Raw genomic sequence first — 16,670 nt, forward strand, 5'->3', positions numbered from 1 at the left:
GCGAGCCCGAAACCATCGGCTGACACTCGGTCTTTCCGAAACGCGTTTCCTGTTCGAGAAAATTCAGGCGGCGTGTGTCCGCGCCGCCGAAGGTCGATATTTCCACGCATCACCAGTATGAAAAAGTGCAGGCGGGTCAGATATGGGCGCTGTTCGGAAACCACCGATTTTATTGCCCGAGCTTGTCGAGGGCCATGCCATGTACCCGCCAAAAAGCTACCCTTCGACGGGCTCAGGGAATAACTTTTTGACGTTTTCGAACAGCGCCATCGATATGAGACTCCTCGGCAGATAGATTGTTCTCAATATACCTCAAGGGTGAGATAAGGCCAATCGACCAGTGCGGCCTCCGGGTGTTGTACCACAGGAGACAGTCCATGAGCTCCCGGTTGAAGGCTGAGAGATCATAGGAGAGCAGGCCCCGGCGTCTTTGAATGAAAGCTTCCGACAGGGTCCGGTTGAAACGCTCGATCTCTGCATTCATCTGGGGAGATCTGGGATAGCAGAAGAAATGGGTGATCCCTGATTTGGTACGGTAGAGTTCAAAGTGATCGCTGAATTCGCTCCCATTGTCCGTCTGCACGTGGGTGAGAGAAAGAGGTGCGACCTCCCGGAAAGTGGCCATGAAGTCCGCGGCGGTTTTGGAGCTGTGGGAGGCGTAGGCATAAGCGAAAGCGAACTTGGTCTCCAGGTCTATGCCCGTCAGGATGTAGCGTTTCATGCCATTCGTGAAACGCACGATCGTATCTGCCTTCACAAGCCCGCCCGTATGACCCTTGCTCCGCAATTTCTTCCTAATCTTCTTGGGCTTCTGCGCCACGAGCCTTCCCGTCTGCCCATAGAGGGAGAGCTTCTTCGGATCTCGGAGTTTGCCCTGTTTCTTCAGATCAGAGAGCATCCGGCCCACCGTGGAGTCGGATGGGGTTCCCAGATCATCTTCCTGGATGAGTTTGGCCAGCTTTTCCTTGCCGAGCTTCTCACGGAGACGCTCCTGGAGGATGAGGTTTTCTATGGGCTTCGGGATGACGCGGGTCCGCCGGTGCTTCGGCGTCGTGCTCTGGGGGACGAGGGCTTCCAGCTTACCGCCGGACTCATCCAGGATCTTCTGCCATCGGAAAAGGGTGGGGCGGGAAACGCCATAGGCTTCCCGAGCTGCCGCCTCCCCGTGCTTCTTCCAGAACACAAGTATTTTGGCCCGCTCCTCTGCTTCCTGGGTGATCATATCCCGGAAGCGTAGCGCTTCGTTGTAGGCGCTAACCAGGCCCCGGGTGCCGGCTATTTTGTTGTAGATCTGCATGACTTTTCGGAGGGCCGAAAAGTCTCATATGTATCTGAACTTGTGCATCGAACGGGTTAGGTTAAGTTAAGAGCGCCAACACTTCAAATCACCCTTTGATCTTGCTTCCCTCAATGGACTCGAGATAAACAGGGCAAGCAAAATAAATGATGATCTCAGGTGTTGCGGGCCTGGGTTTTATGTCGGCCCGCGCGAGCGTGGGAAGCGGAGTCTACTTCGGAGAAAGGAAGAGCGAGCTGAGCGAATCTCCGTCATGGATCCGTCGGATCGCGTCCGCGAGGAGGGGCGCAATTGAGAGCATCGTGATTATCAGCCTGCTCGTTTGCAACTTTTCTGCGGGGTGCGCAATAGAGTCCATCACGACGAGTTCTTTGATGGGACTGGCGTCGAGTCGGGTAATGGCATCGCCGGACGCGAGAAAGTGAGTGGCATAACCGTAGACACTGAGCGCGTCCGCGTTCATGGCGGCCTCGGCATCGGCAATGAGAGTTCCTGCAGTATCGATCAGATCGTCGACCAGGAGCACGTTTCGTCCCTTCACGTCGCCGATGATCTTGATGGAGCCTCTCGTGACCTTGCCGGGTTCCGGCCGAGTTTTGTCGAAGATGACGTAGTCGCCCTGGTTGAGTAATGTTGCATACGCTTTCGCTCTGGGGCCGCCGCCTTTATCGGGCGATGCCACAATAAATGGACTAGTGAGCAGCGTCCGAAGGTAGGGGATGCTTGCGACGGAGGCGTACAGGTGGTCGACAATCATGTTTCTTCCGAAGAACCCCATGGTTACTTCCGAGTGAAGGTCGAAAAGAAGTGCCCGGTCGGCTCCGGAGTTGGAGAGTATGTCGATCACAACTCTCGCGCTGATAGGAACGCGGGGGCGGTCCTTGCGGTCTTGTCGGTTGTATCCGAGATACACCGGCACAAGAGTAACGCGTTTAGCCGAAGAGCGGCGGGCTGCATCCGCGAGAAGGATCATCTCCATGAGATTTTCCATCGGCGGGTGCGTGGCGTTGATGATGAATACGTCCGCGTCGCGGACATCTTCCAACAACTGGATATGGACTTCGCCATCGCTGAACTTTCTGAGGTCAGCCCTTCCAGGATCTATGCCGAGCTTTCGGCACACATCCTGGGCCAACGAGGCGCTCGTTGTCCCTGAGAACACTTTAACTCTCCACATCATAGTACCTTTCTCCTTTAGCTGATGAAATTGTAAACCTGAATACGATAACGGTGTAACTGTGGGAATTACAGCACCGAATAAGACGAAAGTCCACCTTGTAGATTCAGTTTCTAAGGTACGGAAGCCATGTTGCGTCCTCGGTTCGAATCCCACCGCAAGTATCAAAAAATTCCCCGATAAACGAGGCGTATGGCGCGCTCACCTAACTACATCAAGCACCTCGTCAAATTTCTCGAAGCAATAGTCCGCTTGGCCGGATCTTTTCCACATCAAGCCCGTACCAATGCCCGCTTTTTTGGTTGGTAGAATATCCTTTCCCACGTCGTCGCCGATATAGAGGATCTCATTCGGCGGCAGTTGGGAGAGTTCGATCATTTTATAAAACCCATCGAGTGCCGGCTTTGGTTCTTTCACCATTCCCGCATTGAGAAAATGTGAAAACCACTTTGGATCGACGCCCAACTCTTGGAACACCTTCTCTAATTCGAGGTTAGAGAACGTGGAAATTGGCACCATTTTTCTCAATGCATCCAGGACTTGCGGTATGTTATCATTGGCAAGCCTACAGAACTTCGCCGGGTCTAAAGAATTGACTTGCTCGGACCAATACTTGGACGGTAATCCCAAGGACCGAAACACCGCAGAATTGCTCCTCTCATGTCTTTGATATAACTCCTCAAATTCTTTTATCAATTCTGGGCTGACGGTCCTTCCCGTTGCCGAAGCATAGAAGTTATAGCGAAGCTTGTCATGGGCATCCTTATTTATGGAGCCGATCGTATCACCGAAATCAAACCAAATGTGCCGGATCATAATGGTGGAATAATTCTTTGCGGTTCAAACGGACAAGAAAGTATACCAGTAAAAACCGGATAATTTGATCTCACCGCAGGCATCAACCCCGGATGCGGGGCGACGGACTCGTCCGCGCGGGCTTCGGCCCTCTTTTTTGAAAAAAATTGGCGGCTACGAATTTAGGCCGACTTCCATCAAGCAGAGAAAATGGTCGGCCTCCACTTTTTTGACTTCCGAATTTATAAGATGCCATTGGCGAGAAAGTAGCATGTGGTCTTTCTGTCCTCTGCCAGGTGTGGTTTCAATATCGACAAACGCTTCCCGATATAAATCATTTTCATAAATATCGGGAAGCAGGGCGACAACATTGTTGTAATTGAAATCCGCGCCTATCAATGTTGGTCGTTCGGAAATGGAAATGCAAAACTCGGCAATGGCACTTCTAACGTTTTTCAAATCCGGTTCAGCAAAATCTCGTTTGAAATAATGGAACGGCACCATATGTCCGTTTGCGATATTGATTGAAGTTCCATTGTAGTCGACCTCGCAAACTAAAAAACCAACATCAAATGATACCCACTTATCTCCATTCGGTCGTATAATTGAGAGTCCAGGATTTGGAACTTTGTGAAAATCTGAATGGACAATCGGAAATTTACTAAGCGTAACCAAAGATAATTGCTGGTCGCTTTTTATATGAGAACGACCGTATGAATGATTTGCGGTAAAAGAATACCCAAGACGCTTAGCAATAATCTCCGATTGAGTAGTTTCTCCTTTTTTGAGTGGAGTGTGTGCTTCTTGAATCGCAATCACATCTGCGTTTTCATCTCGCAATTTTTTAATAAAATAATCGAGATTTTCTTCGTCATAAGAAATTGCATCCTCTAAGGATTCTCTAAACATGTAACCGCCCGCGATGTTCCAACAGATAAATTTCATAATTATTTTAAAATCCCGCCAATATAGTCAAAAAATAGTCGGGGTTATTGCTTACCGTTTACTTAATGTCCTGTGTTTTCTGTGTTTCACGAAGGATCGCTCCCACCTCGGGACTGACATCTAATCTGGAAAATGGGATGGAGTAGAGCACGTATCCTTCGCGGCTACGGAAAAGCTCCCGTAGCTCCTCGGTTTCTTCGGGGCAGGCATCTTTGAACGGTTTTATGTTGCCACCTAATTTTACAAGGAGATTTTCACCGGTTGATGTTGCTCCAGAAAAGCGCTCTACAAGCACGAGATTATCTTTTTGCAGCTCCGCGAAACGCAGTTGCGCTTCCTCAGCCGACGTGCAACGCGCGATCTCCGGGTATATTTTTAAAAAACCGAGAAGATGGGATCCTCCCTTTTTTGAACTCCATAAATTATTTCGCAGTATGGCCAAGAGATCATCATCGGTCATTGTCAGGAAATTTTCACGGGTGAGCGTTCCGTTTTGGTATAGCGCTCTTCCTGTAACGCTGGCCAGTACGTGCTCCGCGTTGCGGGACCGCGGATTGTAATAAAGATTTTTGAACATAAGAGCCCGGAGCCGAAGAAATTGCGCGAGGGCGTCGGGCGAAGAAAAGTAGATGTTGTTTCCTTCTCTTTTCACATCCGCCCAAGGCGCGCACACGGAGGATCCGCTTCGGGCGGCCTCCTGGACCATCTTTTCTACTTCCTGATAGTCGGGATCTTCCAGGCAGGTTGGGAAGCGTATGCTCCCGCCAATATACGCCGCCGCATCGCTTCCGACATAAGAAATCTTGTCGGCCACGTCCAGAATTTCACCCAGAAGCCCTTGCCCCTGCACCGCTTCAGTTAGTATGTGCCGATCGGGTAATTGCTTTTCGGTTTTCTTCCAATCCGTAACCACGGAAAACGTCGGGGATCGTCGTTCCGGATACAGCTTAAAAGCGTCTCCGTAATGCGTGTCTTCATCGAACATTTTCCAATCGATGCTTTTGGTGCGATCGCCACCGGCGGGCGTCAAAACATCATGAGTATAAGCGGCAATCTGCAAAGTTCTAAGTTCTTCTTCCGACAATCCTGTGTTGCGGCCGATAAGGGACGCGACTGCCAGAACGTTACAGGAGTGGAAATAGCGATCATGCGGAAAATTATCTTGCAGTTCGCCGGGACCGGCAGGAACCGTAAGCCAGGCCAACTGTCGGATCCGCCGAAGGCGCCAGAGCCAAAGTCCATCTTCTAATCCCCGCAAGAGTCCGTTCTCGGCCTTTTGATCGACGGCACAGGCAAAACCAAATATTTTGTTAAAAACCGGCCCGGCAATAAGAGGGTCGAATAGGTCCTCGAAAATCGCCCTGTTCCAGCGCAGCCGCGACCGGGTTCCTGGATCAAGCTGCTCGATCCATTCCGGTTCTGGCACCAGCGACTCGTCGTCCCACGTTCTTCTCTCATATGAACTTTGGTAAGCATCATCAACCGCCAGTATCACAACCCGGGGATCTGGAGATCGGCCCACTGCGAATTTTCGCAACGATGACGCAAGCCAGGGTTGTTCCAATAATTTTCCCGGTCCGGAGTATCTGACACGAGATCCGGGCGGCTTCTCCATCATGGGCAGAAACTTCAGCGGCCCGATGTGGGCGTAGTTGCAGCTTTGCTTAAAAAATTCCGGAGAGAAATGCTCTGCGGGTTCGGGAGTATTTTCATATTGGCCCAATTTATTAAGCACATACGGAATAGTACCGTACCACTATGCGCCGGGCAAGTTGCTTCACGGCATCAAGTTCGGCTTATTAACTCTCCAAAGTTCCAATATCACGATGGGTACAAAAATAACCCATATAAAATAGGATGATTTTTAGGTGCTCCCCAACCCAGACTTGAATTCAACCAGATTCCAGCATTCCCGCTACCTCGTCGACCACCAGGATGACGATACGCCGGAATTCGTGGCGCTCCGGGCGCTGCGCGGGAAGGTGTACATCGCTTCCCCGGCATCATTGTGGTGAACACGGACGGCAACCGGAACTTCCCGTACGTCAACGACGGCGGCGAGTATCTGGTCCAAGACTGGTTCTGGACTGGCCGAAAAGTCTATAGCCTTGCCTTTGGACCTCCTGAACAAACTTGATGGTTCATATTGGCAAAAAGAAATGGGATGGTGTAGTAATGTACTGACTTCGGTCCCTCTGCCACTAGCCGCTTGATAACATGGAGAGATTTTTCTTGTGAGCGATAGTTCACATCAGATGCTGGATGGCCTTTCAGTAAAGCTATTGGGACATGATTGGATGGTTCAAGGAAAAGGGCCGCAGTTCTATCTTGAAGAGGCCTCGAGAGCTTGTCGTTTTCAGTGAAAAATACAAACTCAATATCGTAGCCAATATATGCCAATGCTCCAGAGCTTACCGCAGATGGTCCCAATTCCTTTGCGGAACTACACGCTCGGGCATAGATAATTTTATCGGAAAGCAATGCCGCATCTTCTACGCTCATGATAATTTCGTTGTCTTGACCGGCGACGGCCCGGTCATCGCCGTGCCCGTTCAGCACCACAAGCATCCGTATGCCGGACTTCTTGCGGAGTATCCCGAGGAATCGTTCTTTGTTCGCTTTCTTTTTCGAGAGATCAATACGCTCGAACCCTTTTCCCTTGGATTCGTTCAGGATAAAATCACTCCAGCAAGAAAGATATCGCGTTGTATCTTCATATTCGGGTCGTGTGATAAGCAGTAATCCTGGCATTACGTAGTGTTTATCGTCATCTCCTCCAAAAGCTGACCTCTGCCGAGTGCCTGCAGAAACTCAAGTTGCGATTGAGCGACTTGTCTTCCCACGCGGTCATCTTGCTCGACTCTTTCGATAAGCTCATCTCGGGTAAATTCACCTTCTGCTCCAATGGAAATTTTTACATCATCCGGGATAAGTTTTAGTCGGGCAACGATAAGTTGCTTTAATGCTTCGGGTATTTGTTGTTATATTTGTCGGGCCGCCTCTTAAGTCATGGTTTGATGATATGTAACTTTTCCACCTGTTCCAAAATTTCTTTCCCTCGAGGAGTATTTTGGGCAACCTCAAAATAGGCAACCTTCCATGTAACAGGATCGCCATCAATAGTTGCGACGATTTCATCGCGGGTGCCAAGCGGGAGATTAGCATAAGCCCTTAAGAATTGCTCCCTAATGTTTGAATGGGGGTGTTGTGGGGTGGTTTCGCTCATTGATTACAGTATATATAAGTTCGCGGGACTCGTAAACAGAGAGTCCCATATCGGGCAAAAAACTAGCGTTTACCTTGCGTAAACCCTTTGATGCGGTCCTCGAATTAGCCGCTTGTCCTGCTCCCCAGCCCGGACTTGAATTCAATCGGGCAAGCAACCCCAAGCTCTTTAGGGGATGTTTCTAACGAGGCCGCGACGCGGCTCGGTCTCATCCTTTGGGAGCAGATCCAAGAATAACTTTTATGGCATAATGTTGTAATATTGTACCCATGACAGATCAGATCCAAAGAATCACCACAAAGGGGATTTTCGCAAAAGACGGGAAAGTATTGTTCCTGCAAGATCCCAGGGGATCTTGGGAATTGCCCGGCGGAAAGATTATTTTTCAGGAGGCTCCAGAAGAAACGCTGGAGCGGGAAATACGAGAAGAGTTGAACATTAATAGTTTCTCGATTGGCGATATTGTTAGTGCTTGGACGTTCGTTGTCTCAAGGGATGGGAATGATTGCCAGTTTATTGTTCTAGTTTATGCCTGCACGGCCGTTGATGAAATATCATCGCACAGTGAAGAACATATCAGTAAGGGGTGGTTCTCGCTGGAGGAGATAGAAAAGATGGATGTTCGAGATGGGTACAAAAACGCTCTGCGCAAATACTTTTCGCGCCTAAAAACCTAAGATGTAATATGCTTATCTTTATCCCGTTAGAAATACCCCGTCCGCTCTGCGGCGGGGTTAGACTGCCCAATTGCCGCGGGGATTCAAATACCCCGCGGCAATTTCTAACGGGATTTACCTAAACTTAAACCAGCGCTTATTTGCCTCCTGCAGAATCTTTAGGGTTGCTTGCACCGAGAGATTATCAGAGGGCAATAATACCAACCGCCCACCCAGTCGCTCGAGGAGAGGGCTTAAAAATTCATCCGCCCATGAGGGCGATAATGTTAATACGCCGGAAAAATCAATTTCCAACTCTTCGTTTGGCGGCAACTCTAAAAGTGTAGACTGGAACGCCTTGAACGCCTCGCTGCCTAATTCACGGGATATAAGCGTGGTGCCGAATTTTTCTAATTTTACTTTCATATTATTTTTTATTGAGTTATGTTAAAAATTAATTTTTGCCATACAGCCGCGAACTACATTTGGACCGCGAGTAACCCGAAAAGATTTATCGTCGCCCTTTAGATATACTTCCGCATCGCCGCTGGTAAAAAATAGGTCTATCGGATTGGCAAGAACCACTTCCCGAACCAATTTCAGACCATTGCCGCGTTTTTCCGGCGCGCGGCCGGATAAAAATTCTGTAAACGCCACTTCAACCGCCTTCACATGCGTAGATAAATCCGGACGAACGCGGCGCAGTGTTTCTAAAATACCTAAGCCCCGATCTGCAAGAACAATAATGCCTTTTTGGATGTCGTAGCCAAAAAATATCCCCGGCGTATCCGGCCATTTCCCTAAATTGTGAGCGAATGAGTTGTCCCCAATTTCTCCGGCAACCAGAACAATCAAAGAGTATAATTTTTCAAAACCCGGCTTTGCCATAAGCAGGCGCTCCATTTTTACTAATCTTCCTTGAAACATGGAGCTCGTGGGACAGTAAAAAGTGCCGGGGAATTCGGCCCCCTGACTAATCCAATCAGACGCAAACTTAAAAAGATCGCTTGCAAAAATCTCTATATCTTTTTCTCGGTAAAAACGATGCGTACCACCTTCCTTTTTAATCGCAGTTAACTTCCCGCTTTCATCCCAGCGACGAAGCGTATCTATAGAAACGCCTAAAATCTTGGCGGCCTCGCTAATTTTGAGCAGTTTCTCATCCATGGGTATATGTTAGCATAGACCCAAAATCTATGCAATAGTAGCTAAAATCTATGCAATAAACCATTAAACTATGCGAAAATAGACATAATCTATAACTTAGCCGGCGTATAGTGCCGCTTCGCCACGCGTGAGTGGCTTTTTGCCCCAAGTACTATAGACGAGCTGGTCAATTCTTGCCCCGTAGCGAACTGGTATGGGGTTGTTCGCCCCGTAGCCAGCTTGTTGTACTACTGGGTTTTGATTCAAGTTCCATATATTTACCGCCTGTGGACAATTTTCCCTGTCGTGTGCTACAATGCAATTGATCGTAAGATCACTGATTTTAGAGCTAAAGGGCCTCGGAAACGGGGTCTTTTGTGCGTTTACGGGTGTTGTCCTCTTATATACAAGTATGGTATCATACAATTAATATTATGGTTAGAATTGCGCACCCAAAACTTAACGAGCGTTCCTATAAAAACGCCGTCTTATATTTTATCAAGTACTGTAACAACAGGTACTTGCACGCTACGAAGCTTAATAAGCTTTTGTATTATCTTGATTTTATATATTTTCGCGATCACAAAAAATCTGTTACGGGCGATGTGTATATTCATCAAGGGTACGGTCCCGTGCCTTCCCGCGTAGACGAAATACTTGCGGGGCTCAAAAATGAAGGTGCAATTGATACCGAAGCGGTTTCCAACAATGATGCGGAGATGATTAATTTTTCACTGAAAGATGATTCTAAATTTGATGAAACCGTTTTCAGCTCTGATCAAAAAAAACTTCTTAAGCAAATCTGTGACGAGTTCGGGAATTGGCCGACCGAAAAAATCGTTGCCCAGACACACCTTGAGGCCCCTTGGTTTTATTCAAAACCATACGAAGTCGTTGACTACGCCTATGCGCGTGATGTTGATTTCTTCAAATAATGTACCCTATCTATGTCGTGGGTTTATGTTGAACGAGAGCAGTTTGTCCGAATGTGCGAAAAAGTTGGTGTTTTCACGAGAGTGCGCGAGGCAATTAAATCTTGGGCGCCGACCGTAAGCCGGTTTGAACTCTCTCGTCAGAAACTCGTTTTCCGTTCGCCGAAGAATCGCTACGAAGCGTGGGCGGCGGGCATTCCAAATCCAGACAGCAACAGAGGTAAGAGCGGTGGCTATCGCGTCGTGTATTTTCTCGATCTCACTGAAGGTACCATTAATTTAGATTTTATAGAGGAACGCAAAGAGCTTGGTTTTCGTGATGAAGGTAATCGCAAGAAAGAACGCTACAATGGCTACATCCGCGACCTCAAGGAAGAACTGAAAAAGCGGGACGCTTTCTAATGGGGCAGATTCTCTTCTGGCGTTCTAAAATTTCTTGCTTGGATTCGGTTTCCACAACTTTTTAATTAAATGCTTTATGTAAAACCGATTGTTCGAGGGTGGTGAAGTCGGTGGTGGTCGGGAGACCAGCCGAATTCTCGGAAGTGCCCGAGCGAGAGCAAGTTGCTACGGAACGGCTCATAGCCGCGGTCAAAGAGGCTGGATTCACTAATATCCGCCTGCAGCTTGAACCTATAGCCGCCGAAGAAACTCTCGAAAGGGACCAGGTTGTGCTGGTTGCCGACTTCGGGGGAGGTACGACGGATTTCACGATCATGACGCTCTCTCCGGAACGCAGGAACCTGCTCGACCGTAAATCAGACGTCCTCGCCAACGGGGGCGTGTATGTTGGCGGCGACCGCTTCGATTCGCAGATTATGGACCATAAGCTGTTCAAGCACTTCGGGGAGGGAACGACCTTTTCGCCAACCGGGAAAATACTTCCCTTTCCGGTTCACCTCCTCTCCAAGCTACGGAAATGGCAGCTCATCCCGTTTCTCAAGGATAGCCACACACGCCAGATCATCCGCGAGCTACTACAGACCTCCAGCGACGTCGAATCCATCTGCAGACTCCGAACCCTCATTGAGGAGAACCTCGGTTTTGCCCTTTTTCGCTCTATCGAAAAAGCCAAGATCGGCCTCTCTGAGCGGGATCTCGAGGAGATATGGTTCGAAGAGTCCGATATCTCGATCCGCGAGGTTATCACCAGGGCAGAATTCAACATCATCATAGGAGAAGAGGTTCGGGAATTCGACAAGTGCGTCAACCGGGTCATGGAGCGCGCCGGCATCACACTCTCGGACATCGAGGCCGTGTTCGTGACTGGCGGGACATCGCTTGTCCCCCGGGTACACGACTTTCTTAGCGAAAAATTCGGCCACAACAAGATCCGTGCGGGCGACACCTTCACGAGCGTTGTCGCCGGACTGGCCATCAGCTAGCCGCTAACCGCGTGACCAGGAAAGGGCTCCGCGGTACAGCGCAAACCAAGCCCAACCAAGAAAGGAGATGGGTGGTGAATTGGGCAAGCAAGAACACGGGCAGGAGCGCCTAGCGCCCTGCCCAACCCCCTAAGATTATTAGCCCAATCGGGCTAGCGATTTTAGGGGGTTTTATTTTCCTCAACACAAAAACAATAGTGAGTGAGACGGTGGGGTGAATTAGTATTCCCCTACCATCAAAACGGTTCTAACGTCCAAGACTTGTCGGAACCAGCAATGTTTTTTACTTGTGGTGAACCGGTCGAACCATCGGACAGACCGGGAGGCCTTGATTTTTAGCGCCAATCTTATCGTGCTAGTATTATTCCGCCATGGGTCTCAAGATACTTTTTGCTGCGATCTCTTCCCTGGTCGGGATCGCATGCTTCGTCCCGTACTTGCGGGATATCTTCAAGAACAAAACCAAGCCCCATAGTTATACTTGGCTCGTTTGGACGATTATTCAAATAACCGGCGTCGTGGCGATGCTAAGTGCCGGCGCAAGCATCGGGGTCGCATCGCTGTTGATCGGAGCGATACTTTGCGGATATATTTTCATACTATCCCTGCGATATGGCACTCGGAATATAACGGTGTTTGATACGGTCTGCCTCATTGGGGCGCTAACCGCGATCTTCATCTATGCGTTTCTTCGTAATCCCCTTCTCTCGGTCATTATGATTTCGCTGGTTGATCTAGTCGGATTCCTCCCAACCTTCCGAAAGGCGTACCTGGAACCCGAGAGTGAAACGGCCTCAAATTATTTATTGAGCGGGATCTCCAGCACATTCGCGCTCGGAGCGCTCGTGAATTTCAATATCACCACCTCTCTTTACCTGATAAGTGTGACCGCTACGAATATCGCCTGCGCGGCGCTGATCTGGATCCGCGGTAGGTCAAACAAAGAGTCTATTCCGCCGCACCGTGGTGGGCGATTTTAGGAGAATAAACGTTTTCGCTTATCCCCTCCAGCACTTGCGCTTTCTTGCATTATAGCATAAAATAGATACTGTAAGTAAGGTTTAAGCTAATATACAGACTATATTATGGAAAAAGGCGATTATATCTCAACAATTTTGCGCTCAAAACAGACGGTTTTGTCGGCCAAAAACATAATGTTGCTTTGGGGTGAAGCCAGTTCTGATGCGGCTAGAGTAAGGATCAGCTACTACGCCAAAAACGGAGATCTTTATCGTATTCGCAGAGGTTTTTACGCCAAGGATAAAAATTACAACAAATTTGAGTTGGCGACCAAAATATATACGCCCTCCTATGTGAGCTTCGAAACCGTCCTCGGTCAGGCCGGCATAACCTTTCAGCACTACAATCAAATTTTTGTCGCATCTTATACCAAACGAGAAATCACTGCCGATGGCCAAATATATTCCTATAAGCGAATTAAAGACGTCATTCTCACCGATTCGGCCGGTATTGAGAGCAAGGATAATTACTCTGTCGCAATCCCCGAGCGCGCATTTCTGGATGTGGTCTATTTAAATAAAGATTATCACTTTGACAACCTCGGCCCTTTGAACTGGGACAGAGTATTTGAGATACTTCCTATTTATGGCGGCAATAAACGGATGGAAAAAATGGTCAAGAAATATCGTTCATCCCGTTAGATATCCTTGCATCTAACGGGACAAGGCATTAAATACAGAAACAGAATAAGTTTTATGACGCTCAATACCACAACGCACAAGAATATCCTCATCAAGATCCTTAAGGATATCTATACCGACGGGAGCCTCGGGCCTCTTTTGGGTTTTAAGGGTGGCACGGCGGTTTATCTTTTTTACAATTTGAATCGTTTTTCAGTAGACCTGGATTTCGATTTGCTTGACGCCGAGAAAGAGGACTATGTTTTTGAGCGGGTAAAAAAGATTTTAGAAGATTATGGCACGATAAAAGAGGCGGAGAAGAAACGCTTTAATCTGTTTTATGTTTTGGCTTATGACGACAAGGTTCCGGGCGCCCAGAATATCAAAGTGGAAATAAACCGCCGAGAATTCGGCTCGAAGTATGAAGTAAAATCATACCTCGGTATTTCCATGAAAGTTATGGTGCGGGAGGATATGTTCGCCCACAAACTTTGCGCCATGTACGAGCGGATCGGTAAAACCAACCGCGACGTTTTTGATGTCTGGTATTTCCTGCAGAACGAATGGCCAGTCAATAAGAAAATTGTCGGGGAACGCACTGAAATGGGCTTTAAGGAATTCTTGCAAAAGTGCATCGATTCGCTGGAAAAGATGAGCGACCAAAACATTCTTTCCGGTATGGGCGAGCTTTTGGATGCCAGGCAAAAGGACCGGGTAAAAGCCAAGCTCCGGACCGAGACGATCTTCTTACTGAAGCTAAAATTACAAAACGAAAAATAAGTGGTGCTTTTCGCACAGATAAATTAGATCGTTCCCTGGGGCTAATGTCCCAGGGTCAGGAACATCGCCCCAGCCGCCGCTCCCATAATAATAAAGGTGCCCCAGAGGAACAGGCTGGAAAGCGCACCGCTCTTGTGCGCGCCCATTATTTTCCCATTCCGGGCGATCTTAACGATCAGGAATATCAAGGGGACCGCCGCCACTCCGTTAAAAACGGCGGCAAAAACCAGCGCCTTCATGGGATCAATCCCCAGGAAGTTGATCGCGAGCCCGATCAGGGTGGCAATGGTAATTACTCCATAAAATCCATGAGCCCGCTTTAATTTCAAGTTCAAACCCTCTTTCCAGCCCAGCGCTTCGGAAACCGCATAAGATGCCGAAGCCGACAGCACCGGCACCGCCAAGAATCCCAGGCCCAGGACTCCCAGGGCAAAAATAAGCTTGGCTATAAAGCCCGCGTGGGGAAAGGTATGGACCAGCGGCTCCAGCGCTCGAGCCGCATCGGCTGCAGTGGCAATATTGGTCACGCCATTAGCATTCAACACGGTCGCGGCAACCACGATAATGCACCAGGCGGCGATCTGCGAGGAGAGCATCCCGACAAAGTTGTCGATCCGCAGGTGGCGCAGGAAAGATCTGGTCGGGTGCGGCCCGTCTTTTTTTAGGAGGCCTTTGGCTTTTTCTTCTTCCACCTCTTCGGATGCTTCCCAAAAAAACATGTAAGGCGAGATGGTCGTGCCAAAAACGCCGGTGATAATAAAAAGAAAGGCGAAACTGGGCTCGATATGGGGAATAAATGTCGCCTTAAGCAAGGTTCCCCAGGGTTCCTGGACTATGAATAAGGTCAGCGGGTAGGCCAGCAGGGAAAGCACCAGCCACTTCAAAATTTTGGCGTAGGTTTTATAGGAAATGAATATTTCCAGAACCAAGATCAGGACCGTAAAGGCCAAGGTTAAAACGATGAAATTCACAGGCAGTACGAGTTGCGCCGCGGCACCCATGGCGCCCAGATCCGCCCCGATGTTAATGGTGTTGGCCAGAACCACCAAGAACAGCGCTCCGTAAAGGACCTTTTTGCTGTACTGCTCCTTGATGACTGCGGCGATTCCCCTGCCCGTCACTGCGCCTATCCGGGCACACGCCTCCTGGATGGCGGTCATGAAGGGCAAGAGCAGTAAGACGGTCCATAGTTGCCCATACCCGAACTGGGCTCCGGTTTGGGAATAGGTAGCGATCCCGGAGGGATCGTCGTCCGCGGCGCCGGTAATGACGCCGGGGCCCATTATGCCCAGAAATCTTTTAGCCTTCCTGCTGAACTTGAACATTTATATTATCCCTTCCCGGAAACATAGAAATAATTGTAGCATATAATAACTTCATAATTTAACCCAAATTTCGCATCTATTTGAAAGGGGCGGGATTTTGTCGCGCTTTTAGAGTAACATCATACACAAATGCACATAGTTGATTACTTCCGCCTGCTGAAATTTCGGCATCATATTACCTTCATTTCCGTAATAGTCGGAGCTTTCGCTTTCGCCCCCACGCCGTCCCACTCCCTCCTGGCCTCCCTTTTTATCGTCTATCTTTCTTTTAATGTTCTGCTCTACGGCGGCTTATATACCCTGAACGATTTGAGCGACCTTGACTCCGACCGGGAACATCCCCGGAAGAAAAACCGGCCATTGCCCGCCGGCCGGATAAGCGTTCCCTCGGCGTACGCGTTCGCCCTTACCTTCATTTTGGCCGGGTTGGTCATTGGTTACGTATGTTTCGGGAAGGTGATTCTTCTCATATATCTCGCTTTTTTTCTCATCAATTTATTTTATACCCGCGTCGCCAAAAAAATCCCTTACGTCGAGCTTTTGGTCAACAGTGTTACGCATGCCTTGCGGTTCGTCCTGGGGATAATACTGGTCGCAGCACCAATTCCTTACTTTCTGGTCGGCGCGGTATTCCTCTTGGCCTTTGGCACCGCCTGCGTCCGGAGGATCCTGGAAAGAGACTCTCCAGGATGGGAAACTCGCCGGGCGCTGCGACACTACACCTCCGCCAGGTTGAAAATGCTTCAGGTGATCGCTCTGGGTCTGATCGTAATTATTTCGCTCGTGGATTATCCCCTCCACTCCGCATGGTATGCCGTAATAATCGTCTTATACCTGGTATTGGCTTTTGGAATGTATATCTCCAGGGGTCTGGCCGATTACCTGAAGTGGGTGTATCAGAATTGAAAGGTCTATTGAGGTTCAATCTCCATTTCATATATCGAGGTTCAACCTCCATAAGTTACGACCCGGCGCGGTCCCCTAAATGCGAAACGGACCCGTGTGCCTGGGGCGACGACGGGTCCGCTGATCTTGTTTGTGCCCGGAACTTCATTCCCCCCTCCAGGCTCTGGGGTGGATGCAATGCGCTCGAACCGTACAAAAACTGGCGCTGTTCGGAAACCCCAGGTTTGTCATTCCGGCGAAAGCCGGAATCCAGGTTTTCTTAGTCACTGGATCCCGGGTCAAGCCCGGGATGACACTCGGCAAGCGGGGGAATCAATGTTTCCGAACAGGCGCCTACGCGCTTTGACGCCTTGGCATTTTTTACGCAATATTATTTTAGTAGTTCATCCGGTAAAGGAGGTAGTATCGATGGTGGCACCGCTGATTGTCGCCGTGGAAGGTCTTCCGGGAGCGGGGAAGA

Annotated in this window: 18 protein-coding genes; 8 read left to right on the plus strand and 10 right to left on the minus strand. The window is 49.1% G+C overall.

Annotated elements, in window-relative coordinates; all coding sequences use genetic code 11:
- Nucleotides 1-232: 232 nt before the first annotated feature.
- The 7 genes from HZC01_05545 to HZC01_05575 form a co-directional block, all read right to left on the minus strand.
- Nucleotides 233-1,297 (minus strand): DDE-type integrase/transposase/recombinase, encoded by a 1,065-nt coding sequence (locus HZC01_05545; protein MBI5038137.1) that lies wholly within the window; start codon nt 1,295-1,297, stop codon nt 233-235.
- Between the two features lie 211 nt (nt 1,298-1,508).
- On the minus strand, nt 1,509-2,477 hold the full coding sequence (locus HZC01_05550; protein ID MBI5038138.1) for a ribose-phosphate diphosphokinase: 969 nt from the start codon (nt 2,475-2,477) through the stop codon (nt 1,509-1,511).
- A 198-nt stretch (nt 2,478-2,675) separates the two neighbouring features.
- Nucleotides 2,676-3,290 carry an HAD family hydrolase gene (locus HZC01_05555; protein MBI5038139.1) on the minus strand — a complete coding sequence of 205 codons (615 nt, stop codon included), beginning with the start codon at nt 3,288-3,290 and terminating at the stop codon, nt 2,676-2,678.
- Nucleotides 3,291-3,443: 153 nt separating this feature from the next.
- Entirely contained in the window at nt 3,444-4,214 is a 771-nt protein-coding gene (locus tag HZC01_05560; GenBank protein ID MBI5038140.1) for a hypothetical protein, read from the minus strand.
- Nucleotides 4,215-4,272: 58 nt separating this feature from the next.
- Entirely contained in the window at nt 4,273-5,949 is a 1,677-nt protein-coding gene (locus HZC01_05565) for an HD domain-containing protein (GenBank protein MBI5038141.1), read from the minus strand.
- A 365-nt stretch (nt 5,950-6,314) separates the two neighbouring features.
- Nucleotides 6,315-6,965 carry a hypothetical protein gene (locus tag HZC01_05570; GenBank protein MBI5038142.1) on the minus strand — a complete coding sequence of 217 codons (651 nt, stop codon included), beginning with the start codon at nt 6,963-6,965 and terminating at the stop codon, nt 6,315-6,317.
- A gap of 256 nt (nt 6,966-7,221) precedes the next feature.
- Nucleotides 7,222-7,440, minus strand: a complete 219-nt coding sequence (locus HZC01_05575; protein ID MBI5038143.1) for a hypothetical protein — start codon at nt 7,438-7,440, stop codon at nt 7,222-7,224.
- Nucleotides 7,441-7,709: 269 nt separating this feature from the next.
- On the opposite strand from HZC01_05575, the gene HZC01_05580 reads away from it, so the two are divergent.
- Nucleotides 7,710-8,117 (plus strand): NUDIX hydrolase, encoded by a 408-nt coding sequence (locus HZC01_05580; GenBank protein ID MBI5038144.1) that lies wholly within the window; start codon nt 7,710-7,712, stop codon nt 8,115-8,117.
- A gap of 114 nt (nt 8,118-8,231) precedes the next feature.
- On the opposite strand, the gene HZC01_05585 is transcribed toward HZC01_05580, so the two are convergent.
- Nucleotides 8,232-8,522, minus strand: a complete 291-nt coding sequence (locus tag HZC01_05585; protein MBI5038145.1) for a DUF4325 domain-containing protein — start codon at nt 8,520-8,522, stop codon at nt 8,232-8,234.
- Nucleotides 8,523-8,543: 21 nt separating this feature from the next.
- Nucleotides 8,544-9,263: a MerR family transcriptional regulator gene (locus HZC01_05590; GenBank protein ID MBI5038146.1), complete on the minus strand. Its 720-nt coding sequence runs from the start codon at nt 9,261-9,263 to the stop codon at nt 8,544-8,546.
- 527 nt (nt 9,264-9,790) lie between these two features.
- Between HZC01_05590 and HZC01_05595 the strand changes: the two genes are divergently transcribed.
- From HZC01_05595 to HZC01_05620, 6 genes are all read left to right on the plus strand, one after another.
- Entirely contained in the window at nt 9,791-10,177 is a 387-nt protein-coding gene (locus HZC01_05595; protein ID MBI5038147.1) for a SocA family protein, read from the plus strand.
- A gap of 12 nt (nt 10,178-10,189) precedes the next feature.
- Nucleotides 10,190-10,576: a hypothetical protein gene (locus tag HZC01_05600; GenBank protein MBI5038148.1), complete on the plus strand. Its 387-nt coding sequence runs from the start codon at nt 10,190-10,192 to the stop codon at nt 10,574-10,576.
- Nucleotides 10,577-10,674: 98 nt separating this feature from the next.
- Nucleotides 10,675-11,559: an Hsp70 family protein gene (locus HZC01_05605; GenBank protein MBI5038149.1), complete on the plus strand. Its 885-nt coding sequence runs from the start codon at nt 10,675-10,677 to the stop codon at nt 11,557-11,559.
- A gap of 371 nt (nt 11,560-11,930) precedes the next feature.
- The gene (locus HZC01_05610) at nt 11,931-12,539 is read left to right on the plus strand and encodes a hypothetical protein (GenBank protein MBI5038150.1); all 609 of its coding nucleotides are present in this window, start codon (nt 11,931-11,933) and stop codon (nt 12,537-12,539) included.
- Nucleotides 12,540-12,644: 105 nt separating this feature from the next.
- Nucleotides 12,645-13,220 (plus strand): hypothetical protein, encoded by a 576-nt coding sequence (locus HZC01_05615; protein MBI5038151.1) that lies wholly within the window; start codon nt 12,645-12,647, stop codon nt 13,218-13,220.
- A gap of 54 nt (nt 13,221-13,274) precedes the next feature.
- Nucleotides 13,275-13,979, plus strand: coding sequence for a nucleotidyl transferase AbiEii/AbiGii toxin family protein (locus HZC01_05620; protein ID MBI5038152.1), 705 nt, complete (start codon nt 13,275-13,277; stop codon nt 13,977-13,979).
- A 41-nt stretch (nt 13,980-14,020) separates the two neighbouring features.
- Here the strand turns inward: HZC01_05620 and HZC01_05625 are convergent, their stop codons facing one another.
- The gene (locus tag HZC01_05625) at nt 14,021-15,304 is read right to left on the minus strand and encodes a divalent metal cation transporter (protein ID MBI5038153.1); all 1,284 of its coding nucleotides are present in this window, start codon (nt 15,302-15,304) and stop codon (nt 14,021-14,023) included.
- Nucleotides 15,305-15,433: 129 nt separating this feature from the next.
- On the opposite strand from HZC01_05625, the gene HZC01_05630 reads away from it, so the two are divergent.
- Complete coding sequence (locus HZC01_05630) at nt 15,434-16,210, plus strand: UbiA family prenyltransferase (GenBank protein MBI5038154.1); 777 nt, start codon at nt 15,434-15,436, stop codon at nt 16,208-16,210.
- Nucleotides 16,211-16,670 lie beyond the last annotated feature (460 nt).

It is taken from the genome of Candidatus Kerfeldbacteria bacterium (assembly GCA_016214565.1).
Lineage (GTDB): Bacteria > Patescibacteriota > Patescibacteriia > UBA10025 > JAHIVO01 > JAXDBW01.